Genomic DNA, 23,546 nt, shown 5'->3' with positions numbered 1-23,546 from the left:
CGAAAGAATACAAATAAAAACAATACTGACTCCGCTTGAAAAACGAAGTCAGTATATTGCTTAAATCTTTAATTTATCCTACCATCAAGGGCGTTTTTGTACTGTCCGCACAAATTGGGGCAGTCCAATGTGTATCATTTGTATTATTTATCTTCCTTTTATTCATAAAATATTCTTGGCGTTTTGTCAAAGTTAATATTTGGATTCTTTTGTCCACTATTTAACTATGACAAAACAAATATTTTTCAGTATGAAAAGAGAATTAAAGCGAAGAAAGTGTTTTTGCAGACAGAGGCTTTTAAAAAATTTTTAAGAAATACAGCTGCAGGCTAGGCAAAAAAGGCTATTGATGAAAGTATATAAATTTTATATTTATATTTTATAATAAATAAAAGAAAAATGCAAGTCTTTACTATTATTAAAAAATTAATATCATTGGAAAAAATAAATTTTTAAACTTTTAATCAGGTTAAAAAATAGGAAAAGAAATAGCCTAGGAGGATTTAGCTAAAAAGGTGGATATGAATACTCAATAGCAAGTGATGAATATCGAACGGGGTTGACCCGGCTTTCGGCATAGCGCACTGCCTTGTGCCCTGGAAGCGCAAGGCGAGCATCTAACAGATACAGAAACAGGGACGGGCTTATAAACCCATCCCTGTTTTTTATTCCTCAATTGCCGCAGGCTGCTGATTGATCTTTCTGAAAATCTCCGGATCAAACTTGGGCTGGCGTTCATAGGTATAAAGCCCGTTTTGCTCCTGCTCCACATCATAAAGCTGGGTATAGCAAAAGCCCATGATCAGGGGATGCTGCAGCAAAACATCGGTCACGCCCTGGTAGCGCTTTATAAATTCTTCCGGGGTTTTGGGCGCATCCCCATAGCCCCAGGCGTCGCCTTCCTGCTTGCCGCTCCACTGGATGCCGCCGTACTCGCTGACAAATACCGGCTCGCCGTTATAGTGCTGTCTGCTTTTCCAATTTGGGTTTCGCTCGATTTGGTCAAGCAGAACTCCGTCGGCAATCCCGGCAAAATATCCGGCAAAGGTCTCTGGGTCTCCCGTATAGTCGTGTACGTCAAAAATATCCGTCTTTGCGTGATACAGACCGCTTGCGTCAATGCAGGGCCGGGTAGGATCCACCGCTTTGGTCACCTCATAGATGGAGGAGAGCAATTCGTTTTTATGCTCGTTTTCTGCGTAATCCCAGGTTTCGTTAAAAGGACACCAGCCAATGACCGAGGGGTGGTTGCCGTCACGGTCAAGGACTTCCAGCCATGCTTTTAGGAAACGGTTCAGCGCATCCGGTGCGGCACAGTCAAAGTTCCAGTTGCCATACTCATCCCATACCATATATCCCATTTTGTCACAGTGGTACAGGAACCGGGGCTCAAACAGTTTTTGGTGCAGCCGTGCGCCGTTAAAACCAAGCTCCATGGAGATGGCAATGTCCTTCACAAGGGCCGCCTCATCAGGTGCGGTATAGATGCCGTCGGGATAATATCCCTGATCCAGTACCAGCCGCTGAAATACGGTCTTTTTATTCAGCACAAACTTCATGCCCTCAAGCCCAACACTGCGCAGGCCAAAATAGCTGTGTACGGTATCATCGCCCATGGAGAGGGTCAGGTCATACAGCCGGCCGTTTCCAAGCTCCCAAAGCTCTGTGCGGGAAAGCGGAATCACTGCTGAAAAATCACCGGTGCTGTATACCTCTGCGCTGCCGGTCTCTTCGCCTTCAAAGCTGGTCTTTAAGGTAACCATGCCGCTTCCGCTGGTTTTTCCCCGGACCGTGATAGAGGCGCTGTCCGGGTGGGTTTCATACTTGGCAGAAAGGATATAGGCCTTGGGCACAAACTCCAGCCATACGGTCTGCCAAATGCCGGTAACCCGGGTATAAAAACAGCCGTGGGACTGAAATTTGTGGCTCTGCTTGCCGCCGCACTGTTTTCCGCTGCGGATATCGTCTTCTGCATAGACAAAAATGGTATTTTCACCGGCTTTGACCACCTCGGTGATGTCCGCCTCAAAGGGGGTGTAGCCGCCTCGATGGCGGCAGACGGATTTCCCGTTGACATAAACCCAGGTTTCATAGTCCACTGCGCCAAAGTGAAGCAGAACCCGGCCAGATGCCTGTTCTTCGGTCAGGGTCACCGTTTTGCGGTAGACCACCGCCGGGATAAAGTCGGTATAGCCAATGCCGGACAGCTTGCTTTCGGGGCAGAAGGGCACCGTAATGGTTTTGGAAAGCGGTCCGCCTTCATATAATTTTCGGTCTAAGGCCGATTTGCCAAAGTCAAAGTCAAATTCCCACTGGCCGTTCAGACACAGCCAGTTTTCTCTTTCCCACTGGGGGTTTGGATGTTCTGCTCTTGGACATTTCATTTTTCTCACTCCTTCAAAAGTATTTACATACTTATATTATAGTGCTATAATATAGCCATGTAAAGCGGAAAATATTATTATAAAGTGAGGAATATGCGCATGCGAGAGGAAATTATATCCCCGCCGTTTTGGGAGGGGCTTCCTTTTTGTGTTCTGATGACGGGGACGTCATACTGTGATGGAAGTTATCATATACACCGTGCGGTATCGGATGTGACCTGTATTGAATATGTGGTGTCCGGCTGCGGTACGGTGCACTGCGGCAGTCAGACTGTCTATCCCCAAGGGGGGGATATGTATCTTTTGCCGGAGGGAGAGAAGCACGATTACGCGTCAGACGGGGAGAACCCCTGGGTAAAAATCTGGGTTAACTGCACCGGGGAGCTGGCCCTTCAGCTTCTTAGGCTGTATGGGCTCAGCCGGAAGGTGCTGTTTCCGGCCTGCGACGGCAGTTCGTATATCCGGCATATGCATCAGATCTGCCAAAGGGATGATCTGACCCCCTATGAAATCCAAACCGCCTGTGCGGGGGAGCTGCTGGGACTGGTACAGTTTCTGGCAAAAAGTACAGCGGCCGTCCCGGAGGAGGGGGAGGCCGGAATCCTGCGGGCGTATCTTGACAAAAAGGTGATGGAAAATGTCAGCACCAGTGAGATGGCGGAGGTGATTTCCAAAAGCGTATCTCAAACCATCCGGATTTTTAAGGCGGCTTATGGAAAAACGCCCTATGAATACCTGCTGGAGCAAAAGATGGAGCGGGCCCGGCTTTTTCTGAAAGGGACGGGCATGAGTGTCAAGGCGGCGGCAAAGGCGCTGGGGTTTTCGGACGAGCACTATTTTTCCGGCCTGTTTCGGAAAAAAACCGGCATGAGCCCCACCGAGTACCGCCGTCGGGGCATTTGATTTTTACCGTGAAAAGATGCTGCTTTTTGGGAAAGAGGAGACGAAAAATTTAAATCTGGTTAAAGTAAGCGATGGGCGGCTGTTTTTCTGCATAAAAAAACGGAGCAAAGCGAACTTTGCTCCGACGTGGAGGAGAGGATGGGATTCGAACCCACGGTACGCTATTAACGTACACAGCATTTCCAATGCTGCGCCTTAAACCATCTCGACCACCTCTCCATTTTTAGGTGCTCTCGAAAAGTCACCTATTTATTATACCACGTTTTTTTAAAATTGCAAGCTTTTCTTTTCATTTTTTAAAAATTTTTTTCTTTCTGTATATTCTTACCATTTCTGGACCATACTTCTATTATCTATGGCGGACCTGCACGCCAAAACCTCCCCCCTCCGGCTTCCGGCGGTATGATGTACGGGCGTTGGCCCTGTGGACTGACGTACCGCCAAAAGCAAAGGCGCTATGGCGCAGGCCCAATCGGCATGCCGCCATACCGGCTGCCCTTTTGCCGGCGGCTCGCCATAGCCTATCCTCCCCGCCGGGAGGATATATCCAATCTTCAGCCGAATACAGCGGCAGAAAGGCGATCCCTATGAAAGAAAAAAAGTCTAAAAACGTTGTCATTATCCGCGATATTGAGTCCGATACCATCGAACAGGCCATCTTTATTCTCCGCGGCGCCGGATCCCCCTCCGCACTCCAGGACTCCGGCTACCGCATTGTTACCGATGCCCAAAACATCATTGACGCCTATTCCAAAACCCTCAGTTCCCCGCTGTCCCGCGCCCAGCTCCATAAAAAACCTTCCCGCCGTTTAAAAATTCTGTTCCGCTGCCTCTCCGTTTTCGGCGCAGTTGCCGCTTTCTTCTCCGTTGCCTACCTTTTTACCAACCTTTTTTCCTTCATTTTGGAAAAATTTTGAAATTTTTTACTCTCACCTCCTGCTTTCGACATATTAAATGGAAAATTATGGTTATAATACCCATGTATTTTACGGAGGTGGTTGGTGTGAAAGAAACAAAAGAAATCAAAAATACAAATCAGATGAAATTTATGGAAATGACATTAATGCCGCGGGAAAAAAAGAGTCGGTCTGTTCCGCCCCGGCCGGACCTGTCTTTGACAGACGTCTGTATTGACGCGGTGGGATTTTTGGCGGCAAGGGCAGTCCCTTTGCCGGGCATTGCCCCTTTTGGACTGGCGTTTTTAACCATGCAGCGGCGGTTTTCTCTGCAAAGCCTGCTGGCCGCTCTGATGGTGGTTTTGGGCAGTCTTTCCGCTGGCGGCTGGCAGATGGCCCGGTACGCCGGCGCTTGTCTCATTTATGAAGTGTTTCTGTTTTTCCTGGACCGGAAAGAAGAATTGTCCCTTCGCTCTGCTTTGTTTTCTGCCGCCGCTCTGGTGGTTTTGGTAGATTTGGGCATGATGCTTTGGACTGGGTTTTCCGCCAGCGGGTTCATCCTGGCGGCGTTGGATTTAGGTATTACTGCCATGAGTGTGCTGGCCTTTGACCGGGGCCGGAGCATTCTTTCCGGCAAGAATATTCTTACCCGGGTTCCCGATAACGAGGAAAAGCTCAGCCTTTGTGTTTTGGCGGGCATTCTCCTTTTAAGCTTTCAAAATCTGCCCTTTGCCGGCTATTTTTCCGCTGCAAACGTGCTGGGGCTGCTTCTTGCCGGTGCGGCCGCGGTTTCCGGCGGTGTGCTCAGCGCCGCTGTTTTGGGCATGGGCACCGGACTGCTTTTGGGAATCCAGGGCGGCCTGTTTCCTTACCTTGCTGTTTTCAGCGTTTGTTCCATGGTTTCCGGCTTTTGCGCAAAAAAAGGCAAATATCCTGCCGCCGCCGGCCTGGCCGCTTCCGGCATTTGCCTTACCCTTTATTATACCCTTTCAGATCCGTATCCTGTGGTACATATTTACGAAGCCGCAGCAGCCGCCGGAATTCTTGCGCTTCTGCCGGATCAGGTCTTTGCGGTTTTGCGCAGGTTTACCGGATTTCCGCTTTCGGGTTCTGATGCTGACCAACCCTATAAAGAGCACGTACAGGCAAAACTGGCTCTGGCCGCCGCTTCTTTTCAATCCCTGGCGGACACCTTTGTTCAGCTTTCCGATACCCAGGATCAGGCCGATCAGCACGAAATCGCTGTTTTGTTCGATACCGCTGTCAACCGGGTCTGCAGATCCTGCCCTCGTGCCTCCGATTGCTGGGATCGAAACTTTAATGACAGTTATAAAACCCTTTTTCGGTTCCTCGAGATCATGGAGCGAAAAGGCAGCCTGACTGCCGCTGACGCGGATTCCAGATTTACCGCCAAATGCCTTCATGCCGAAACCATGATCCGGGAGATGAACCGTCTGTTTGAAGTTTACAAAATCAATCAGGTCTGGAAAACCAAGCTCTGCGAAAACCGCGAACTCGTCAGCCAGCAGTTCCGCGGCGTCAGCCGGATTTTTACCTCTATTTCCGAAGAACTCGCCCAGGACGCCGTCTTTGACCAGCTGGCGGCCGAGGAGCTGCGGTGCCGGATGAAAGCCAAGGAAATTCCTGTTCTCCATGTCAGTGTCATGCGCACGCCCGAAGGAAAAAAATCGGTACGTATGTCCATCACGGCACAGCACCTCAAAGCGGCCCGTCTGGGCGCCCCTGCTGTCCTAAAAAGTGTGCTGGGGACTGCCTTTGTGTTTGCCGGCGCCACCCCTTCTGAAAATACCGATTCCGTTACCCTCCGGTTTCAGGAAGCGCCCCGGCTCTCCATCAGCGCCGGTTTTGCCTGCGCTGGAAAACCCGGAGAGGACGGAGAATCCGGCGATTCCCATATGCTCAATACCCTCCGGGGCGGTAAGTTTATTGCCACCCTCAGTGATGGCATGGGCACCGGCCGCCGTGCCGGAAGGGAAAGCGGCGCCATTGTCCATCTCCTCGAGGAGTTTATGGACGCCGGTTTTGATAAAACGGTTGCTGTCCGGCTGATTAATTCCGCCATGGTCATGAAGTCCGCCGGCGAGGCTTTTGCCACCGTCGATATGTGCATGATTGACCTCTATACCGGTGAGGCTGAATTTATTAAAAACGGCGCCGAACCCAGCTATATCAAGTGCGGCGGAAAAACCGAAACCATTCGGGCCGCTTCTTTGCCCGTGGGTATCATTTCGGATGTGGAAATTGAAACCTTTGCCCATACCCTCAACCCGGGAGATACCATTGTCATGGTCAGCGACGGCCTTGAGGTCCGCGGCGACGGCAAGGACGGCTGGATCCGCCAGACCGTGGAAAACGCCGGCGGCGATGTCCCCGTCCGTGAACTGGCAGACCGGATCATGGATAAAGCCGTTACCCTTAAAGGCGGTCAGGCTGACGACGATATGACTGTAATTGTACTCCGCGCTGTTGCCCAAACACGGTAAGCGAGTATGCGGAACTGGGCAGGACGGATTTTTTCTGCCACAGCGTTATACTATAGGTAAAAAATGGTTGACGATACCCAAAATTCGTGCTATAGTATAGGCGAGGTGAATGATTATGTTTTGTAGAAAATGCGGCAGCAAACTCCCCGATGACGCACGGTTCTGCGGTCACTGCGGCGCCCCTGTCAAAGAGTTTGCCGCTTCGGAAAATACACAGCAGGAATTCCAGCAAAACGTTACCCCGGAAGCCGGCCAGCAGGGCTATACGCCGGAAGCCGGCCAGCAGGGCTATACCCAGGAAGCGGGTCAGCAGGGTTATACCCAGGAAGCCGGCCAGCAGGGCTATAGCCAGAACTATGGCGGCGGGTTTGTTCCTCCCTATATTGTACAGGAAACAAAACCCAAAAAAGAAAAACTGGAAACCATTGGCATGACTGTCAGCGCACTGGTGGTTGTCCTTTTGATGTTCCTGCCATGGATCAGTATCCCTTTTGGAACCTTCTTTGTGCAGGGCGTGATTTCCTTTTCTTTGTTTGAAATCGGCGACGTCAGCGAGGCACTGGCACAACTGGGACTTTTAAACAACGGTTCCATTTCTGTCCTCTTTGTTTTTGTACTCACCGGTATGATTCTTGCCATAGGGCTGATCACGGCCGCGTGGATTGGCGCGTGGAGAAAAAATACTGTGCTTGCCGCCTTGGGCATTGCAGGCAGTGTTCTTGGAATGGTACTGACCCTTGTTTTGCAGATTTATACCATTGTGCTGGCGTCCAATTTAAACCTGATGCAGGATAATATTTCCTTGACAGCCGTCCCGGGCCTGACGCTGGCTGTGTTTGCCGTTAACCTGATCTTTACAATTCTATTCCTTAAAAATGAAAAGGTTCTTCGGCGCAGACTGCCTGTGGTTCTCATCGGCGCCCTGGCTTCGGTGGGAATTATGGTTGCTGTTACCGTACTGGTTCTGATCATTCATTTTGCTTCCGGATATATGCACACACCCCGGAATCATGACCAGCTTCCCGGTATCTTTGATGAATGGACCGAGACGCCTGACTCTTCTGCGCCTATGCAATATCGTTAAATATTTCGCCGCCGGCATTTGTCCGGCGGCTTTTTTATACAAAAAAAACGGGACGGATATTATCCGTCCCGTCAGCGTGTCGATAAAGTATCGACACGCTGGCAGATGCCGAAAAAGGAAGTTAGATTTTTCGTAATCGCTTTCGTCGGCGTACAAAAGTACGGTAGAGAGCGATTGCGGAAAAAGCAAGCAATGACGCCGGTTTCTCGATGAATCCGGCGTCATTTTCTGCAAAAATATCAAACTTATGAAAAAGAAGCGTATTTGGTTTTATCATCTCGCTTGCGGTATAACGACTTTTTCGACAGTCTGACGGGACGGATATTATCCGTCCCGTTTCTGGTGGACCTGAAGGGATTCGAACCCTCGGTCTCCGCGTTGCGAACGCGGCGCTTTCCCAGCTAAGCTACAAGCCCAAGAGATAGGGCAGAACAGGAAACGCACACCGTTCTGCACAATGAACAAAGTATAGTATAGCACATTCTTCATTAAAAGTCAATTCCCGGCAGATAAAAATTTCTCTTTCCTCTGGCGCCAATAAGCAAAGTATGTTTTTTGTACAGGCCCGGAACCTTTTCAGCCTGTCTGCATATGATGTTACTGAGCCGGAATCCCCGGCTTAATTCAGCAGCAGAAGGGGTGAACGGCATGGCTGTTACCATTAGCTTATGTATGATTGTCAAAAATGAAGAGGAGGTCTTAGACCGCTGTCTGGCCTCTGCCGCACCTGTCGCGGACGAAATTATTATCGTCGATACCGGGTCTCAGGACGCTACCGCCGATATTGCCCGCCGCTATACCGATAAGGTGTTTTCTTTTCCCTGGCAGGACGATTTTGCCGCCGCGCGTAATTTTTCCTTTTCCAAGGCCAGTATGCAGTATTGTCTGTGGCTGGATGCCGATGATGTGATTCTTCCAGCCGACCGAACCCGGTTCCTTCGCCTGAAAGAGGATCTTGACCCCAGCGTGGATGTAATTATGCTTCCCTATCATATCGCTTTTCATCCGGATAACACCCCAAGCTTTTGGTATTATAGGGAACGTATTGTTAAAAATTCCCCCGATTACCGCTGGCAGGGCCGTGTCCATGAGGCTATCGTCCCAATCGGTAACGTGATTTACGGCAGCGCCGCAGTCTCCCATTTTAAACTGCGCCCCTCTGATCCTGACCGTAACCTGCGTATCCTGGAAAAAATGATGAACGATCCCGGCGACATTTCCCCTCGTACCCGATTTTATTACGGCCGCGAACTCTACGAGCACGGCCGCTATCCTGAAGCTGTCGGCGCCTTGGAAGCCTTTTGGAGAGACAGCGGCGGCTGGATCGAGAATAAAATCGATGCTTGCAGAATCCTGTCCTATTGTTACCATATGATGGGTCAGCGGGAAATGGCTTTCCGTGTTCTGTTTCGCAGTTTTATGCTGGATACCCCACGGGCTGAAATCTGCTGCGAACTGGGCCGGCTGTTTATGGAGGATAACCAGTTCCGACTGGCTGCCTATTGGTACGAAACCGCCCTTGGCTGTCCCTATCAAGCCGACCGCGGCGGATTTATCCGTACCGAATGCTATGGTTATCTGCCCAGCATTCAACTTTGCGTCTGTTATGACCGCCTGGGCGATACCAAACGCGCAGAGGCTTATAACGAACTGGCTGGGAAATATCAGCCCGATTCCCAGGCTTATCAGGCTAATAAAGTATATTTCGACCGTCTCCGCCATGACGGAGATTCCGCTAAAAAGGAGTGACAGGTATGAGTTATCAAGATGAAATTAGTTATTTGTTAAATCAATTGGCCGCAGGCCAAAAATCCAGATGCTCAGGCTCCTGCAAAGAAAGAAGATGCCGCCGTTGCGGCTGCCTCATCGGCCCTACAGGTCCTACCGGTCCCACCGGCCCCATAGGTCCCACCGGCCCCATGGGCCCCATGGGGTTCAGGGGAGCAACCGGAGCCACCGGCCCGACTGGCCCTATGGGCCTTAAGGGAGCCACCGGCCCCACGGGATTATCCGGAGCAACTGGCCCCACCGGCCCCACAGGGCCGACTGGCGTAACCGGTGTAACGGGAGCCGCCGGCCCCACAGGCCCGACTGGTGTAACCGGCGCAACGGGAGCGACCGGCCCCACAGGTCCGACAGGCCCAACTGGGCCGACTGGTGTAACCGGCGTAACGGGAGCAACTGGCCCCACCGGCCCGACTGGCGTAACCGGTGTAACGGGAGCAACCGGCCCCACGGGTTCGACTGGGCCGACTGGTGTAACCGGTGTAACGGGAGCAACTGGCCCCACAGGCCCGACTGGTGTAACCGGTGTAACGGGAGCAACTGGCCCCACCGGGCCGACTGGTGTAACTGGCGTAACGGGAGCCACCGGCCTCACCGGCCCCACCGGCCCCACAGGTCCGATTGGCCCCGCCGGCCCAACTGGCCCCACTGGCGTAACCGGAGCAACTGGCCCCACCGGCCCAACTGGCCCGACTGGTGTAACCGGTGTAACGGGAGCAACCGGCCCCACAGGTCCGACAGGCCCAACTGGCGTAACCGGCGTAACGGGAGCAACCGGCCCCACCGGCCCCACCGGCCCCACAGGTCCGATTGGCCCAACTGGGCCGACTGGTGTAACCGGTGTAACGGGAGCAACCGGCCCCACAGGCCCGACTGGCGTAACTGGTGTAACGGGAGCAACCGGCCCCACAGGCCCGACCGGCGTAACCGGAGCAACTGGCCCCACCGGCCCAACTGGCCCGACTGGTGTAACCGGTGTAACGGGAGTAACGGGCCCCACAGGTCCGACAGGCCCAACTGGCGTAACTGGCGTAACGGGAGCAACTGGCCCCACAGGCCCCACAGGCCCGACTGGCGTAACCGGCGTAACGGGAGCAACTGGCCCCACAGGCCCGACTGGCCCGACTGGAGCAACTGGATCTGATGGAGAGGATACAGTTAGTACAGAAGCGCTTACCAATGGAAACATGGAGGCGTTTACCGCGGGGGTTCCCAATGGCTGGGCGGCTGCGGATCCCAGTACGGTATCGCAGGTGCAGAAGCCAAACAGAGTGCATTCTGGTTCTTCCGCCGTGAATCTGCAAAACGGCGCTATGCTGGCGCAGATTGCGCCCGCAAAACCGAACCGCAGCTATGATTTCTCTTTCTTTACAAGAGGGGAAGGATGCATTTCCGGATTGGATGCAAATGTTACCTTTATCAATGACAAAGGCGTTCGTACTCCTGCGCTGCACGTTCAGCTGGGCAAGCAGTCTGTTCCTTATGGATATAGCTATTATCGGGGAATTACGGTGCCTTCGCCTTCCGATACCCTCTGGGCGGAAGTGGCATTCTCGGCACAGACTGAGCACAACCATTCTTTGGATCTGGATGATGTATCTTTGATTCTGCGATAGGCAGTTTGATAAGGGGCTGTCGCAAGTGCAAAAAGCACAAGCGGCAGCCTCCTTTTATATTCATGGGATGGCCTTAGCTGATACATACGCAAGCCCTTTTCCTTATTAATCAAATACGCCGGAGCGGTCGCAGATGACCAGGATTCGCAGCATTTCCTCGCTCAGTCCCAGGCCGTTTTCATCGCCCTGCAGAAGGCCGCGGCTGGTTAGCTTCTCCACGGTGGGCGCCGCCCAGACCGGGAGGTTTTGGTCAATGTAATTCCAAAGCGCCGGATATTTCAGACTGTCCAGCGTCTCTTTCACGGATTCCAGACTCTGCCGGAGCGCCGTGATTTCCGTTTTTAATTCCTCATACTGTGTCACAGTGAATTCCTCCTTTTGACAGGGTAGTCCCGCATAGCGGCAAATGCCTTCTGAGATGGCCTGTGCTATGCGTTCCCGCCCGTTTTCGCTTTTCAGCAGAGCCGCATCTGCCGCGTGGTCGATAAATGCCGTTTCCACCAGCGCCGCCGGCATTTTGGTATTTTTCAGCACCGCAAGGGCAGGATTGATCTTTACCCCTCTGCCAGGCAGGCCGTTTATCTCGTTTAAGGCGGTTTGGATGTTTTCTGCCAGACGGTATCCGGCGGTGATTCCGCCGGCGTAGGCATAGGTTTCCGAACCGGTGCCGCCCCCTGCGTTACAGTGGATGGAGACAAACAGGTCTGCCCCCCAGCGGTTGGCGCCGTCGCTTCGGGCGGAAAGGCTGGAAGCCACCGAGCGGACGCCTAAATTATCCGTCATCTGACTGCGGCTCATTTTCACCTCTGCTCCTGCCGCCGCCAGGCGGTCTTTTATCTTTTCGGCAATCAAAAACGTAATTTCCTGCTCCTTTAGGCCGTTTGCCGCCGCCCCCGTGTCAAAGCCGCTGTAATTGTGGCCCGGATCAAGATAAATCTTCATGCTTGTCCTCCTTTTTGTCGCCGATAATCTTCCTGAGAATCCATGGCACGTCTACCCCCAAACAAATCAGGTTTTCGATCAGGCTCACAAGCTCTGTGTAGATGTAATACGCCTGCACACTGTTAAAAATAATGTGCCGGCTGTCGTTAAACAGCAGGGACAGGCCGTAGGACAAAAATACCACCAGCATCATACCCGCTTTTTTAAAGCCGCCGTCCCGCAGTTTGGACGAGGAGATCTTTCCGTCCGCCTTATATCCCTTGGCAATTCCAGTAGCGAAATCTGCCAGAATTCCTAAAAGTACCCCCCAGGTCAGGAGGTTGGCGTTGAGCTCAAAACCCTCAAACACGCTTTGCAGCTGTTGTATCTCATTCATGCTCGTCGCCTCCTTATGCCGTAAAGTTGTCTATCGTTTCAATGGGCAAGGGGCTGCCGTTTAACATTTTCTGCATCATTCTGGTGACAGATATCATTGTGATGTTCCCTTCGCCGGTGGTATCCGCTGTCAGCATCAGTTTGCATAATATTGCCGTATTCTCAATGGCAGAAAAATCAATGTTTGCTTTGTAGATTCCCTCCAGGATTCCGGTGTCCTTTTCCGAATATGCGCCGCCGTTATTGATCAGTGACGCAGTATCACGCATCAAAACATAGGTTTTTGTTGTTTCTCCGGTTTGGGTGTCCTTTTCCGATTCATAAATCACGGCGTTTGACAACAAACCATATCGAATGGTAACCGGCGTGGTGTTCTCCCAGCGAATGGCCGATACCACCTGCTCTGCCGTCTGCGTTGTGGCCGGAATCAAGCCGTCATACAGACCCCGGGTTTCAGAATAGAAGAACGGATAGGCCTTGCCGTTTACGTCTAAGTATGGCGTCCAGAATGTCCAGGCACGGCTGTCAGCGTCTGCAAAACGCAGGCAGAACCGCTGGAAGCCGGAAATGGCGGCAGATATTTCGCTGCCGGCGGTATATTTGGTTCCGGAAGCGGTGCAGAAAAACCCCGTGCCTGTCCAGCCGGCAGTGCCGATCTGCGTTCCGTCCGGGGTGACTGCGGTGAGGGCAGGCGGCTGTGGCTTGGCGTTTTCCAATACAGCGATCCGGTCGGAAAGGACTTTTCCCAGGCTGGCCGCAAGGGCATAGCCGGGAGTATAACTTGCCTGCGTAAGGGTTGCACAAAGTTTTACATGTCCGTAATAAGCAGTGTTGCCTATACCATAATCAGTAGTTTGAGCGGAATGGTTCTTTTGCGCATAGCCGTCAAGGGCGCTGGCCGCCGCAAAATAAGAGGCGTTGTGCCCTTCCAGGGCTTTGGCGTTGTCCACAACATCGTCCCCGTCCTGGTCGTATACGCTCTTTAGCATATCGCCGCCGCCGGCCGCACTGACCGAATCGTCCACATATTTCTTGGTGGCAGGTTGATAAGCACCGGTGGGGGCAAAGGCTTCGGTATTGGTTTTGGTCAGAACCTCACTTTTTTGGGCGAGGCCTGCCGCCGTGCTGTCCACATAAGCGGTGTCCGCCTTTTGATTAAGTGCCGCTTGTGTGGCAGTGGAGATCGGCTTGGCAAGGTCTGCGGTGTTGTCTACATTGGAAAGGCCCACGTCCCCTTTGCTGAGGGTCACCGCGCCGATGCGGCCCGCCACGCTGGTCACGCTGTTCACCTGGGCGCCTGCTTCAATACCCGAAAGTTTGGATTTTTCTGCATCGGTATAATCGTTTGCAGAAAGGCCTTTGCCTTCAATTTTGTCCACCTTTTTGTCAAGCGCCGCCTGGGTCAGCTCTTCTCCCGATGCGATCTGGGCCGCCAGCCTTGCGTCCTCGGACGCCCGGGTCTGAGATTCTGTTTGAAGCGAGCCGCGGATCAGCGCGTCTTCCGCCTTGCGCTGGGAGGTTTCGGTTTCCAGCATTTCTTTCACGGTCGCGCTTTCGTCAAAGTCAATGTCCTCCGCTCTGTGCCGGCCCTCTGTCCCATCATAGTGCCGGGTCAGCCGGGCGTCCATTTGGTCCCTGAGGTTGCTGACCAAATACTCTGCATAATACTTGATCCAGCTGGTTGGGCCTTTTGTGGCATACTCCTTGCCCTTTTTGTCGTACCATAATGACATGGCTATCACTCCTTTGCTGTTTTTTCGTCTACATGGAGTATACTATATTTTGTCTGTCATGTGCTGCCACGTCGCCGGTTTGCCATTTGCTCGCCCGGCTTTTGGCCGGGACAGCGCTTTTTTGGCAAACCGTCTCCTCTTTCCCAAAAAGTGCGGCCATCGGCCGTCACTTTTCGGGAGCCCTTTGCGCTCAAAAACCGAGCGCTATTTTTACAGCGCTTTTTTGGCAAACCGTCTCCTCTTTCCCAAAAAGTGCGGCCATCGGCCGTCACTTTTCGGGAGCCCTGCGGCCGAAGAACCCGGCCGCCTGCAAAGTTCGCTTAACTCCGTTTTGCCCAAAGGCGGCAAAACTACGTCCGCTTCCTTGCTTCTCCTCTTTCCCAAAAAGTGCGGCCACCGGCCGTCACTTTTCGGGAGCCCTGCGGCCGAAGGACCCGGCCGCCTACAAACTGCGCCTACAAACTGCGGTATTTGTGTTTTGCCCTGCGTCCTCGTCGAAGCAAAGTTCGCTTAACTCCGTTTTGCCCAAAGGCGGCAAAACTACGTCCGCTTCCTTGCTTCTCCTCTTTCCCAAAAAGTGCGGCCACCGGCCGTCACTTTTCGGGAGCCCTGCGGCCGAAGAGCCCGCCCGCCTGCAAAGTTCGCTTGGCTCCGTTTTGCCCAAAGGCGGCAAAACATTCGTCCGCTTTCTTGCTCCGACCAGGGCGCATGGGTTTGCAAAAAAAGAAAAGAGTTGAAAAAAACTGAAAAATTGAGTATAATAGATACGATATGCAAAATTCGGCGGGCCCGCCGCTGGGGTTTTGCTTCGATTTTTACCAAAACTGCGGGCGGAATGGAGCAGATTATGATACAGGGAAATGTAATGGTAGGACAGTCCGGCGGCCCCACGTCGGTTATCAACGCCAGCCTGGTTGGGGTATTTCAGGCGGCAAGAGAAGCCGGCGTTACTACGGTTTACGGTATGCGCAACGGCATTGAAGGCCTTTTAAAGGAGGAATATGTGGATCTTGGCAAACACATTACCAGTGACCTTGACATCGAGCTTCTCAAGCGGACGCCGTCTTCGTTTTTGGGCAGCTGCCGATTCAAGCTTCCTGATATGCGGCAGGATGAAAAGCCTTACCGCCGGCTGTTTGCCATTTTGGACAAGCTGAATGTGAAATATGTCATCTATATCGGCGGCAACGACTCTATGGATACCATCATGAAGCTGTCCGCCTATGCCCTTAGCATTAAGAGTGAAATCCGGTTTATGGGGGTTCCCAAAACCATTGACAACGACCTTGCCGAAACCGATCATACGCCCGGCTATGGCAGTGCCGCCAAGTATGTGGCCTCTGCCATGAAGGAGATCATTTGTGACAGTGACGTATATAATATGGAATCGGTGACCATTGTGGAGATTATGGGCAGGAATGCCGGCTGGCTGACTGCAGCCTCCGCCTTATCAAAAGGAGAGGACTGCGCTGGCCCGGATCTTATCTGCCTGCCGGAGCGGCCTTTTGATGCCGAATTGTTTTTAGAGCGGATCGAGAAACTGCGCAAGGAGAAGAAGACGGTTATCGCTGCCGTATCGGAAGCCCTGCGGGATAAAGATGGCCGTTATGTCTGCGAAGGGGATGTAAGCCCTGCCGATGCCTTTGGACATAAAATTATTACCGGTTCTGCCCTGTACCTGTCCGATCTGGTGCGCCGGCGGTTGGGGATCAAGGCAAGGGGGATCGTGTTTAACACGCTGCAGCGCTGTGCCTCCCATCTGGTGTCCCGCCGGGATATGACAGAGGCCTTTATGGCAGGTTCTCAGGCCATGCGCGCCGCCCTCAAAGGACATTCCGGGGAAATGGTGATTTTCCGCCGGGTTTCTAACGAGCCCTATCAGATTTTGATGGAGACCTGTGATGTGTATAAAATTGCAAATACAGAAAAAACAGTTCCTGACGCCTGGATTACCCAGGACGGCACCGGGGTTACCGATGCGTTTTTGGAATACAGCCGGCCGCTGATCATCGGCGAACTGGCACCCTTTATGGTGGGCGGTCTGCCCCGCCACCTGTTCCTTCGGGAAGAGTAAATGCTTCACCTGAGCCGCAGACTGTCGAAAAAGTCGTGATACCGCAACCAGAATGAAAAATATAATAAAAATTAAAAAACGCGGAGATGATGGATATAAAATCATATCTATCAGAATAAAAGAAAATATTTTGAAAAAAATTGATCATATTTCTGCTGAGAGTAATCATTCAAGAAATGAACTTATAAATATATTATTAGAAAATTCAATAGATAATATTGAAATTGAAGAGTAAACAAAGGAAAATATTAGCTGACAAGCATATCAAAAAATGACCAGATTTCCGCTTTATCCCGTGGCTGCGGGCAGGAACTTTGTCTTTTCCTCAAATTTGTTCGGCTCGTTGGAATGTACTGCGCTCTTGTCGTTTCGGCAAAGAACGCCGAAAGCTCCTGCGCTTCGTCATTCCTCCTCTTTCCCACAAAAGCTTCGCTTTTGCGGGAGCCCTGCGCGTGCGCTTCTTTTGTGCTTTACAAACGGCGGGGATTGTGGTAAAATCGTCTTATCTTATGTGCGAGGATGTGAAACTATGAAAAAGAAAATAATTGCCCTGTGTGCGGCAGTGACGGTTTCCGCTGCCCTGCTGAGCGGCTGTTCCCTTTGGAACGCGGTCAGCAAAATCGGCGGTGCGGACGGCCCAACAGCGGTCTATGTGACCGAGCCTTCTGCCACGCCGGTTCCCAAAACCCCACAGGAACTGATTGTGGGAAAATGGGCTTTTGACCACGCCGAGGACGGAAACGGGAACAAAATCGATGTCAGCCAGATCCAGGCATCGGACGCCAGCGTTACCGGCCTGTTGCAAAAAGCGCTGTCTTCCGGTACCACCCTGGAGTTTACCGAGGCCGGAAAGATCAAGATAAGCTTTTTGTCGGCGGAATATGCCTTTGATTCGGACACCACCATCAAAATCAGCGGCGGGGTTCTGCCGCAGGCCTTTGAGAAGATTCCGGTGACCGTTACCGAGGATACCTTGACCGTGAAAGCCGGAAACTATGCCGTAGTACTCAGCCGGGCGGAATAGTCGTTCGGCGGCCGGGCTTTGGGCGCCCGTAATTTGATTTTTACCAAAGAGAGAGGGAGAAAAAATGAACTACAAGCTTGTGATCCAGTTTGCCGTTCTGGCAGTCTATCTCATTATTATGCTGCTGATCGGTCTGGGATTTTATAAGAAGAACGAGGATATGGCCGACTATTTCCTGGGCGGCAGAAGCCTCAACAAATGGGTGGCGGCTATGTCCGCCCAGGCCTCCGATATGAGCGGATGGCTCCTTTTGGGTCTGCCCGGCACGGCCTATGCCCTGTTTACCGGGACCACCGAGGCGGCCTGGACCGCCATCGGACTTTTGATCGGTACATATTTAAACTGGCTGTTCGTGGCAAAGCGGCTGCGGAAACAAACCCAGGTCTCAAACGATTCCATCACCCTGCCGGTGTATTTTGAAAACCGGTTCAAAGATAAAACAAAAATCCTGCGGATTGCGTCGTCTGTGTTTATCATGGTATTTTTCCTGGTTTACACCGCATCCCAGTTCGCCGCCGGCGCCAAGCTGTTTGAAGCCGCTTTCGGCGTGCCTTATCACATCGGCCTGCTGATCGGCGGTGTGATTATTATCGGCTATACCTTTTTGGGCGGGTTCAAAGCGGTGGCCTGGACCGATCTGGTGCAGGGGATTATCATGTTCTGCGTGATCGTGGTTATGCCGTTTCTGCTGATTTTCAAGTTAGGCGGCTGGGAGCAGACCGCCATTCAGTTTAAGGGAATGGCGGCCGTCACCGGCGAGGTATTCTCCTGGCTGCCCCGGGACACGGGCGGCACGGTGAATGTACTTTTGCTGATCTCCAGCATTGGCTGGGGGCTTGGGTATTTTGGCCAGCCCCATATTCTCACCCGGTTTATGGCCATTCGGTCTTCCAAAGAGATCCAGCCCGCACGGGTGATCGCCACCGTTTGGGTGGTGCTGACCCTGGCCTGTGCCGTTATCATCGGCGCACTGGGCTGTCTGTATGTCCATGCCGGTATGGCCGGCGATCTTGCCAACCTGGTGGCAGGGGATAAGGAAAAGATCTTTATGGTGCTGATCCAGAGTATTTTCGGCGCCTCCAATAATGTGATCAGCATTATTCTCTGCGGCGTATTCCTCACCGCCATTCTGGCGGCTATCATGAGCACGGCGGATTCCCAGCTTCTGGTCACCGCTTCGTCCATCACTGAGGACTTCTACTGTTCGGTGGCAAAGAAAGAACCGTCACAGAAAAAGATGGTCTGGATCAGCCGGGGTGCGGTCATTGTCGTTTCGCTGATTGCCATGCTGCTGGCCATGAAGCCCGAAAGCTCGGTGTTCGAGCTGGTGTCCATGGCATGGGGCGGCTTTGGTGCGGCCTTTGGCCCGTGCATTCTTTTCTCCCTGTACTGGCGGAGAATGACCGTCCAAGGCGCCATTGCCGGCGTCCTGGTGGGCGGTATTTCGGATCTGATCTGGTATTTTGCACAGGGCGGCATTTTTGATGTATACGAACTGGTGCCCGCCTTCCTGCTCTCCTGCATTGCCATTGTGGTGTTCAGCCTTTTGACCAAACTCCCTGATGATGTGGCAACGCAGTACGATGCGGCAAAAACTGCAGAAATTTAATCAAAAGGACGGAGCCATTTGGCTCCGTCCTTCAGCGTGTCGATAAAGTATCGACACGCTGGCAGATGCCGAAAAAGGAAGTTAGATTTTCCGCAATCGCTTTCGTCGGCGTACAAAGGTACGGTAGAGAGCGATTGCGGGAAAAGCAAGCAATGACGCCGGTTTCTCGATGAATCCGGCGTCATTTTATACGACAACATAAAGTTTATGAAAAGGAAGCGCATTTTGCTTTTATCATCTCGCTTGCGGTATAACGACTTTTTCGACAGTCTGAAGGACGGAGCCATTTGGCTCCGTCCCCTTTTTTGCTCTGTTAATCCTTTGCCTTTCCAAGCACGTTCTGCTTAAAGAAAAAGGTAATGGCCCATAAACCGCCCAGAGCCACAATGGTAAAGATGATCCGGGATACCACCGAAAGCTGGCCCCCGAACAGCGCGCCCACCAGGTCAAGACCAAAAAGGCCGATGCTTCCCCAGTTCAGCGCTCCGATGATCACCAGTATGAGTGCCAATGTGTCCATAATGTTCTCCTTTCTTTTCGTCTTTTGACTATGGAAAGACTCGATATTTAAAAATATCTGTTTTTATTATGTGTTGTTTTTCTAAAATCATTCAGAAAAATTTTTCTGAATGAAAAATTTCAAATAAAAAAAGCCGTTTGGAGCGCTGCTCCAAACGGCTGAGGTCGTCATTTATTTGTTGATCAATTCTTTTAAACTGCTGCCTGCCTTGAAGGTAGGAACCTTTGCGGCCTCGATTTTCATTTCCGCACCAGTCTGCGGGTTTCTGCCCACTCTTGCGGCTCTGTCTCTTACCTCAAAGCTGCCAAAACCAACTAACTGTACTCTCTCGCCTTTCTTCAAGGTCTCTTCAACAGAGCTGATGAATGCGGCCAGAGCGGCTTCTGCGTCCTTCTTGGACAGGTTTGCTTTTTCAGCGATAGCCGAAACCAATTCTTGTTTGTTCATTTCTCCATATCTCCTTTAAAAATAATGATACGTAAAACAAAATAATTTTACTGCATACATTGTACTATAAAACCAAAAAAAATACCAGATATTTTTTTAAATTGCCTAAAATTTGTATACTTGCACAATTTTTCGGGGTTTGCGCTATCCTTTCCGCCGATTTTTTTGTTGTTTTTTCACGGAAAAGAGCCGTTTTATCCTTGAAACAAGGGCAAGGCTGAGGAAATCAGCGGCCCTCGTTCATCTGCATTTCCAGAAATTCCTGCCGCGTAATCAGCACCTGCCGGGGCTTGGTTCCCTCATAAGGGCCGATAATCCGCCGTTCTTCCATCTGGTCAATCAGCCGTGCCGCCCGCTGGTAACCAATCTTAAACCGCCGCTGGAACATGGCCACCGATGCTTGGCCATTGTCCAATACCATTTCCACTGCCTGGAAAAACAGCTCGTCCTTGGTATCGCTCCCGCCGCGGGTCATGGGCTGGTCGTCTCCGGTATCGGCGCCGTCCAGGCTGGCGTTTACCTTTTCCTGTTCCTTTTGAATGTTTTCCATGATCTCCTCGTCATAGTCCGCCTCGTACTGACCCTTGACAAATTCCACCACCCGCTCGATTTCGTGATCGGAGACAAAGTTGCCCTGGATTCGCTGGGGCTTCATGGATCCGCTGGGGCTATAGAGCATATCCCCCCGGCCCAGCAGCTTGTCCGCGCCGGGACCGTCCAAAATGGTGCGGCTGTCAATCTGGGACGCCACGTTAAAGGCGATACGGGAGGGAATGTTGGCCTTGATTACGCCGGTGATGACATTGACCGTAGGCCGCTGGGTGGCAATAATAAGATACATTCCCGCCGCCCGGGCCAGCGCCGCCAGCCGGTTAATGGCGTCCTCCACCTCACTGCGGGCGGCCATCATTAGATCCGCAAACTCGTCGATGATAATGACGATTTCCGGCAGTTTGGATTCCGGCTCGCCTTTTTCCTCCATCAGGGCGTTATAGCCCTTGAGGTTTCGCACATTGTTGTCCTTGAGCAGGGAATAGCGGTTCTGCATCTCCCCTACCGCCCAGTTGAGGGCGCCGGCGGCGTGCCGCGGATCGGTTACCACCGGAATCAACAGATGCGGAATCCCGTTATAGACCCCCAGCTCTACCATCTTGGGGTCTACCATGATCAGCTTGACCTCGTCAGGACGGGCCTTGAATAAAATACTTAAAATCAGGGAGTTGATACAGACGCTTTTACCCGAGCCGGTCTGCCCCGCAATCAGCATATGGGGGAACCGGGCAATATCGGCCACCACACAGCTGCCCGCAATGTCCTTGCCCAGAGCAAAGGCGGTCTTTGAGGGGAAGTTCTGGAACTTGTCGCTCTCCAGCACTTCCCGAATGGGAACCGGGCTGGGATCCTTGTTGGGGATCTCAATGCCAATGGCGGACTTGCCCGGAATGGGGGCTTCGATTCTTACCCCCGGCGCCGCAAGGCTCAGGGCAATGTCGTCGGTCAGCCCGGTAATCTTGGAGACCTTTACCCCAAACCCGGGCTGAAGCTCAAACCGGGTAACCGACGGCCCTTGGGTGATATTGATAATGGTGGCCTCCACCTTGAAGCTGTGCAGGGTTTCCAGCAGGCGGTTGGCCTTTTCCTCTAATTCATAGCGAATTTCCTGCCGGGTTCGGGTGCGGGGCTTGGGGGGATCCAGCAGATCTAAGGTGGGCATGTAATAGGTGGTGATCCGGTTCCGTTCGGCGGCCGCCGCGGTAATCTGTTCTTCAATGGGATTTTCTTCTTCCGTTCCGGATTCGGCTGCCATTCGTTTTCCGGCGGTAACCGCCCGGTCAAGGGGCATGCCCGCCTCCAAAGCCGCCTTGGTGGCAGAGTCCAGCTGATCCTCCAGCTGGGCCTGGCTGGGCGGGGTAAATACCGGGTCTTCGTCCTCCGGATTTTCCACAGGAGTGACGTTTCCGTCTTGGTCTGTTTCCGGAAGTTCGCTCAAAACCCCGGTTTTCATATTATCCAGCCGGAAGGGCAGGGGCTTTGTGGAAAGCTCCGCCGTTTCCTCCGGCGGCAGGATCTGGTCAAACAAAGCGTCGTCCTCTTTTAATTCAAACCGCCGGAGAAGTTCTGTTTCCCCGGACGGGCTCTGTTCTTTCAGGCTGGAATCCGGCGGCGGCGCCTGCCGGTCCGGTATGGTCTCCTGACCCGAAAAATAGCCGTCAAAAAATTTGGTGCGGTGGGGCGCCGCGTTGGGTTCCTCCGGCGTTTCCTTCTGCCGTCTAAGGAACCGTCCGCCGCGTTTTTCGCTGTCCTCTGTCTCTTGGGGAAGCATTTCCGTTTCTACCTCTGTCTGGGCGTACTGCCGTACCTTCTCCGTACTCCGGCGCAGAGCCAATGCCACCCGGCGCAGCAGGGATTCTAAGGAGATGCCGGTGAGCAAAATACCAAAGATCAGCTCTGCCGCAAGGGCCACCACCCAGGTGCCGCTGACCCCGATGAGCAATACCAAAAGCTTGCAGATCCCGCCGCCCAAAACGCCGCCGCCGTGGCTGTCTACGCCGTTTTGGTACAGGGAGACCACCTGGTCGATAAAGCCTCCCGGCACCGGCGCCGTATCCTTGGAGATCAGCGCCGCCAGAACGGAGGTGCTTAAAATCATGGCCGCAAGCAGCAGCATCCGCGTACCATTGCCCCGGCTGTGGTTCATAAATACGTTAAAGCCGGTCAAAACCACAAAGATACAACTGACCGCGCTGGAAACGCCCAGCAGGCCATAAAAAACATTGCGAAGCCCCGCCCCCACTGCGCCGGTGGTGGAGGTGAGAAAGGCAAACGCCAGAAAGATGCCGCAGGCAATAATCAAAATCCCTTTGATTTCGTTGGAAAGGGTTTTTTTCCTGCCGCCTTTTTCCTGAGGCAACCCTTGCCGTGCAGTATTCTGCCGACCGGAGCCTGTCCGCCCGGAATTCGTCTGCCGCCCGCTGCCGCCTGCGGCCTTGGACGCAGTTTTGGCGGACGCCTTGGCCGCCGGTTTTTTGGCCGCCGGTTTTTTGGATTTGGAAGCGGCGGTTGCCTTGCCGCCCTTTTTCTGCGCCATAAACGAAAACATCTCCTTCTCTTGACCGTAATTATCAGATACAAGCACAAAAAATCCGGTGTTATGAGAAAAACCCGGATGCAATGAAAATTGTGCATACTTTCACATATCCATTATAACACAAATATTTTTGTCGTAATATTACAGTTTGCTATCAAATTGTCGGAGAAGCAAAGTTCGCTCTACTCCGTTTTGTCGAAAAACGGCAAAACTACGTCCGCTGCCTTGCTTCTCCTCCTTCCCAGAAGCGCACGCGCTTCACCACTGCCGAGCGAATTTGAGGAAAAGACAAAGTTCCTGCCCGCAGCCGCAGAGATAAGAAGAAAATCCTGCACAAGCTTCTGCCGGCGTTAGCCCGGTCACCTTTCGGAAGCCCTTTGCGGCCGAAGTTCCCGGCCGCCTACAAAGTTCGCTCAATTCCGTTTTGCCCAAAGGCGGCAAAACTACGTCCGCTGCCTTGCTTCTCCTCCTTCCCAGAAGCGCACGCGCTTCACCACTGCCGAGCGAATTTGAGGAAAAGACAAAGTTCCTGCCCGCAGCCGCAGAGATAAGAAGAAAATCC

At 52.5% G+C, this 23,546-nt stretch carries 20 protein-coding genes and 2 tRNA genes; 10 read left to right on the top strand and 12 right to left on the bottom strand.

Annotation, left to right across the window (positions count from 1 at the left end; genetic code table 11):
• Positions 1-665 precede the first annotated feature (665 nt).
• A complete protein-coding gene (locus INF28_RS11650; protein ID WP_226393631.1) occupies positions 666-2,384 on the bottom strand; it encodes a glycoside hydrolase family 2 protein in 1,719 nt (572 codons plus the stop codon).
• Positions 2,385-2,483: 99 nt separating this feature from the next.
• On the opposite strand from INF28_RS11650, the gene INF28_RS11645 reads away from it, so the two are divergent.
• The gene (locus tag INF28_RS11645; RefSeq protein ID WP_226393630.1) at positions 2,484-3,287 is read left to right on the top strand and encodes an AraC family transcriptional regulator; all 804 of its coding nucleotides are present in this window, start codon (positions 2,484-2,486) and stop codon (positions 3,285-3,287) included.
• 127 nt (positions 3,288-3,414) lie between these two features.
• Here the strand turns inward: INF28_RS11645 and INF28_RS11640 are convergent.
• Positions 3,415-3,506 (bottom strand) — tRNA-Ser (locus INF28_RS11640).
• A 368-nt stretch (positions 3,507-3,874) separates the two neighbouring features.
• On the opposite strand from INF28_RS11640, the gene INF28_RS11635 reads away from it, so the two are divergent.
• From INF28_RS11635 to INF28_RS11625, 3 genes are all read left to right on the top strand, one after another.
• A complete protein-coding gene (locus tag INF28_RS11635) occupies positions 3,875-4,204 on the top strand; it encodes a hypothetical protein (RefSeq protein WP_226393629.1) in 330 nt (109 codons plus the stop codon).
• 86 nt (positions 4,205-4,290) lie between these two features.
• Positions 4,291-6,687 carry a SpoIIE family protein phosphatase gene (locus INF28_RS11630; protein ID WP_226393628.1) on the top strand — a complete coding sequence of 799 codons (2,397 nt, stop codon included), beginning with the start codon at positions 4,291-4,293 and terminating at the stop codon, positions 6,685-6,687.
• 115 nt (positions 6,688-6,802) lie between these two features.
• The gene (locus tag INF28_RS11625; RefSeq protein ID WP_226393627.1) at positions 6,803-7,771 is read left to right on the top strand and encodes a zinc ribbon domain-containing protein; all 969 of its coding nucleotides are present in this window, start codon (positions 6,803-6,805) and stop codon (positions 7,769-7,771) included.
• 340 nt (positions 7,772-8,111) lie between these two features.
• Here INF28_RS11625 and INF28_RS11620 read toward each other — a convergent pair.
• Positions 8,112-8,187, bottom strand: a tRNA-Ala gene (locus INF28_RS11620).
• A gap of 175 nt (positions 8,188-8,362) precedes the next feature.
• Here INF28_RS11620 and INF28_RS11615 point away from each other — a divergent pair.
• A complete protein-coding gene (locus INF28_RS11615) occupies positions 8,363-9,520 on the top strand; it encodes a tetratricopeptide repeat-containing glycosyltransferase family 2 protein (protein WP_404815176.1) in 1,158 nt (385 codons plus the stop codon).
• A gap of 5 nt (positions 9,521-9,525) precedes the next feature.
• Complete coding sequence (locus tag INF28_RS11610) at positions 9,526-11,172, top strand: collagen-like domain-containing protein (RefSeq protein ID WP_318961775.1); 1,647 nt, start codon at positions 9,526-9,528, stop codon at positions 11,170-11,172.
• A gap of 105 nt (positions 11,173-11,277) precedes the next feature.
• On the opposite strand, the gene INF28_RS11605 is transcribed toward INF28_RS11610, so the two are convergent.
• From INF28_RS11605 to INF28_RS12945, 5 genes are all read right to left on the bottom strand, one after another.
• A complete protein-coding gene (locus INF28_RS11605) occupies positions 11,278-12,114 on the bottom strand; it encodes an N-acetylmuramoyl-L-alanine amidase family protein (protein WP_226393626.1) in 837 nt (278 codons plus the stop codon).
• Positions 12,098-12,490: a phage holin family protein gene (locus INF28_RS11600; RefSeq protein ID WP_226393625.1), complete on the bottom strand. Its 393-nt coding sequence runs from the start codon at positions 12,488-12,490 to the stop codon at positions 12,098-12,100. Before INF28_RS11600 ends, INF28_RS11605 begins: the two co-directional genes overlap by 17 nt.
• Before the next feature lie 13 nt (positions 12,491-12,503).
• On the bottom strand, positions 12,504-14,222 hold the full coding sequence (locus INF28_RS11595; protein WP_226393624.1) for a hypothetical protein: 1,719 nt from the start codon (positions 14,220-14,222) through the stop codon (positions 12,504-12,506).
• A 210-nt stretch (positions 14,223-14,432) separates the two neighbouring features.
• The gene (locus tag INF28_RS11590) at positions 14,433-14,606 is read right to left on the bottom strand and encodes a hypothetical protein (protein WP_226393623.1); all 174 of its coding nucleotides are present in this window, start codon (positions 14,604-14,606) and stop codon (positions 14,433-14,435) included.
• 58 nt (positions 14,607-14,664) lie between these two features.
• Positions 14,665-14,796 carry a hypothetical protein gene (locus INF28_RS12945; RefSeq protein WP_264175772.1) on the bottom strand — a complete coding sequence of 44 codons (132 nt, stop codon included), beginning with the start codon at positions 14,794-14,796 and terminating at the stop codon, positions 14,665-14,667.
• Between the two features lie 276 nt (positions 14,797-15,072).
• On the opposite strand from INF28_RS12945, the gene INF28_RS11585 reads away from it, so the two are divergent.
• From INF28_RS11585 to putP, 4 genes are all read left to right on the top strand, one after another.
• Entirely contained in the window at positions 15,073-16,296 is a 1,224-nt protein-coding gene (locus tag INF28_RS11585; protein ID WP_404815177.1) for a 6-phosphofructokinase, read from the top strand.
• A 52-nt stretch (positions 16,297-16,348) separates the two neighbouring features.
• The gene (locus tag INF28_RS11580) at positions 16,349-16,531 is read left to right on the top strand and encodes a ribbon-helix-helix protein, CopG family (RefSeq protein ID WP_226393622.1); all 183 of its coding nucleotides are present in this window, start codon (positions 16,349-16,351) and stop codon (positions 16,529-16,531) included.
• A 294-nt stretch (positions 16,532-16,825) separates the two neighbouring features.
• Positions 16,826-17,320: a hypothetical protein gene (locus INF28_RS11575; protein WP_226393621.1), complete on the top strand. Its 495-nt coding sequence runs from the start codon at positions 16,826-16,828 to the stop codon at positions 17,318-17,320.
• 64 nt (positions 17,321-17,384) lie between these two features.
• Complete coding sequence (gene putP, locus INF28_RS11570; protein ID WP_226393620.1) at positions 17,385-18,929, top strand: sodium/proline symporter PutP; 1,545 nt, start codon at positions 17,385-17,387, stop codon at positions 18,927-18,929.
• Between the two features lie 313 nt (positions 18,930-19,242).
• Here the strand turns inward: putP and INF28_RS11565 are convergent, their stop codons facing one another.
• From INF28_RS11565 to INF28_RS11550, 4 genes are all read right to left on the bottom strand, one after another.
• The gene (locus INF28_RS11565) at positions 19,243-19,449 is read right to left on the bottom strand and encodes a DUF378 domain-containing protein (RefSeq protein ID WP_226393619.1); all 207 of its coding nucleotides are present in this window, start codon (positions 19,447-19,449) and stop codon (positions 19,243-19,245) included.
• Positions 19,450-19,620: 171 nt separating this feature from the next.
• Positions 19,621-19,896 carry an HU family DNA-binding protein gene (locus INF28_RS11560; RefSeq protein ID WP_226393618.1) on the bottom strand — a complete coding sequence of 92 codons (276 nt, stop codon included), beginning with the start codon at positions 19,894-19,896 and terminating at the stop codon, positions 19,621-19,623.
• Between the two features lie 226 nt (positions 19,897-20,122).
• Positions 20,123-22,984 carry an FtsK/SpoIIIE family DNA translocase gene (locus tag INF28_RS11555; protein WP_226393617.1) on the bottom strand — a complete coding sequence of 954 codons (2,862 nt, stop codon included), beginning with the start codon at positions 22,982-22,984 and terminating at the stop codon, positions 20,123-20,125.
• A 258-nt stretch (positions 22,985-23,242) separates the two neighbouring features.
• Positions 23,243-23,546 (bottom strand): hypothetical protein (locus INF28_RS11550; RefSeq protein WP_226393616.1); only part of this gene is annotated, 304 nt, incomplete at its 5' end.

Origin of the sequence: Ructibacterium gallinarum (assembly GCF_014982785.1) — a bacterium.
In the GTDB taxonomy this organism is placed as follows: Bacteria; Bacillota; Clostridia; order Monoglobales; family Monoglobaceae; genus Ructibacterium; species Ructibacterium gallinarum.
This window is presented reverse-complemented; position numbering and strand designations above follow the sequence as displayed.

Excerpts from the sequence above, each read along its gene's own strand:
- INF28_RS11650 (WP_226393631.1), bottom strand. The coding sequence starts at position 2,384 with ATGAAATGTCCAAGAGCAGAACATCCAAACCCCCAGTGGGAAAGAGAA.
- INF28_RS11645 (WP_226393630.1), top strand. The coding sequence starts at position 2,484 with ATGCGAGAGGAAATTATATCCCCGCCGTTTTGGGAGGGGCTTCCTTTT.
- INF28_RS11635 (WP_226393629.1), top strand. The coding sequence starts at position 3,875 with ATGAAAGAAAAAAAGTCTAAAAACGTTGTCATTATCCGCGATATTGAG.
- INF28_RS11625 (WP_226393627.1), top strand. The coding sequence starts at position 6,803 with ATGTTTTGTAGAAAATGCGGCAGCAAACTCCCCGATGACGCACGGTTC.
- INF28_RS11615 (WP_404815176.1), top strand. The coding sequence starts at position 8,363 with ATGATGTTACTGAGCCGGAATCCCCGGCTTAATTCAGCAGCAGAAGGG.
- INF28_RS11610 (WP_318961775.1), top strand. The coding sequence starts at position 9,526 with ATGAGTTATCAAGATGAAATTAGTTATTTGTTAAATCAATTGGCCGCA.
- INF28_RS11605 (WP_226393626.1), bottom strand. The coding sequence starts at position 12,114 with ATGAAGATTTATCTTGATCCGGGCCACAATTACAGCGGCTTTGACACG.
- INF28_RS11600 (WP_226393625.1), bottom strand. The coding sequence starts at position 12,490 with ATGAATGAGATACAACAGCTGCAAAGCGTGTTTGAGGGTTTTGAGCTC.
- INF28_RS11595 (WP_226393624.1), bottom strand. The coding sequence starts at position 14,222 with ATGTCATTATGGTACGACAAAAAGGGCAAGGAGTATGCCACAAAAGGC.
- INF28_RS11580 (WP_226393622.1), top strand. The coding sequence starts at position 16,349 with ATGAAAAATATAATAAAAATTAAAAAACGCGGAGATGATGGATATAAA.
- INF28_RS11575 (WP_226393621.1), top strand. The coding sequence starts at position 16,826 with ATGAAAAAGAAAATAATTGCCCTGTGTGCGGCAGTGACGGTTTCCGCT.
- putP (WP_226393620.1), top strand. The coding sequence starts at position 17,385 with ATGAACTACAAGCTTGTGATCCAGTTTGCCGTTCTGGCAGTCTATCTC.
- INF28_RS11565 (WP_226393619.1), bottom strand. The coding sequence starts at position 19,449 with ATGGACACATTGGCACTCATACTGGTGATCATCGGAGCGCTGAACTGG.
- INF28_RS11560 (WP_226393618.1), bottom strand. The coding sequence starts at position 19,896 with ATGAACAAACAAGAATTGGTTTCGGCTATCGCTGAAAAAGCAAACCTG.
- INF28_RS11555 (WP_226393617.1), bottom strand. The coding sequence starts at position 22,984 with ATGGCGCAGAAAAAGGGCGGCAAGGCAACCGCCGCTTCCAAATCCAAA.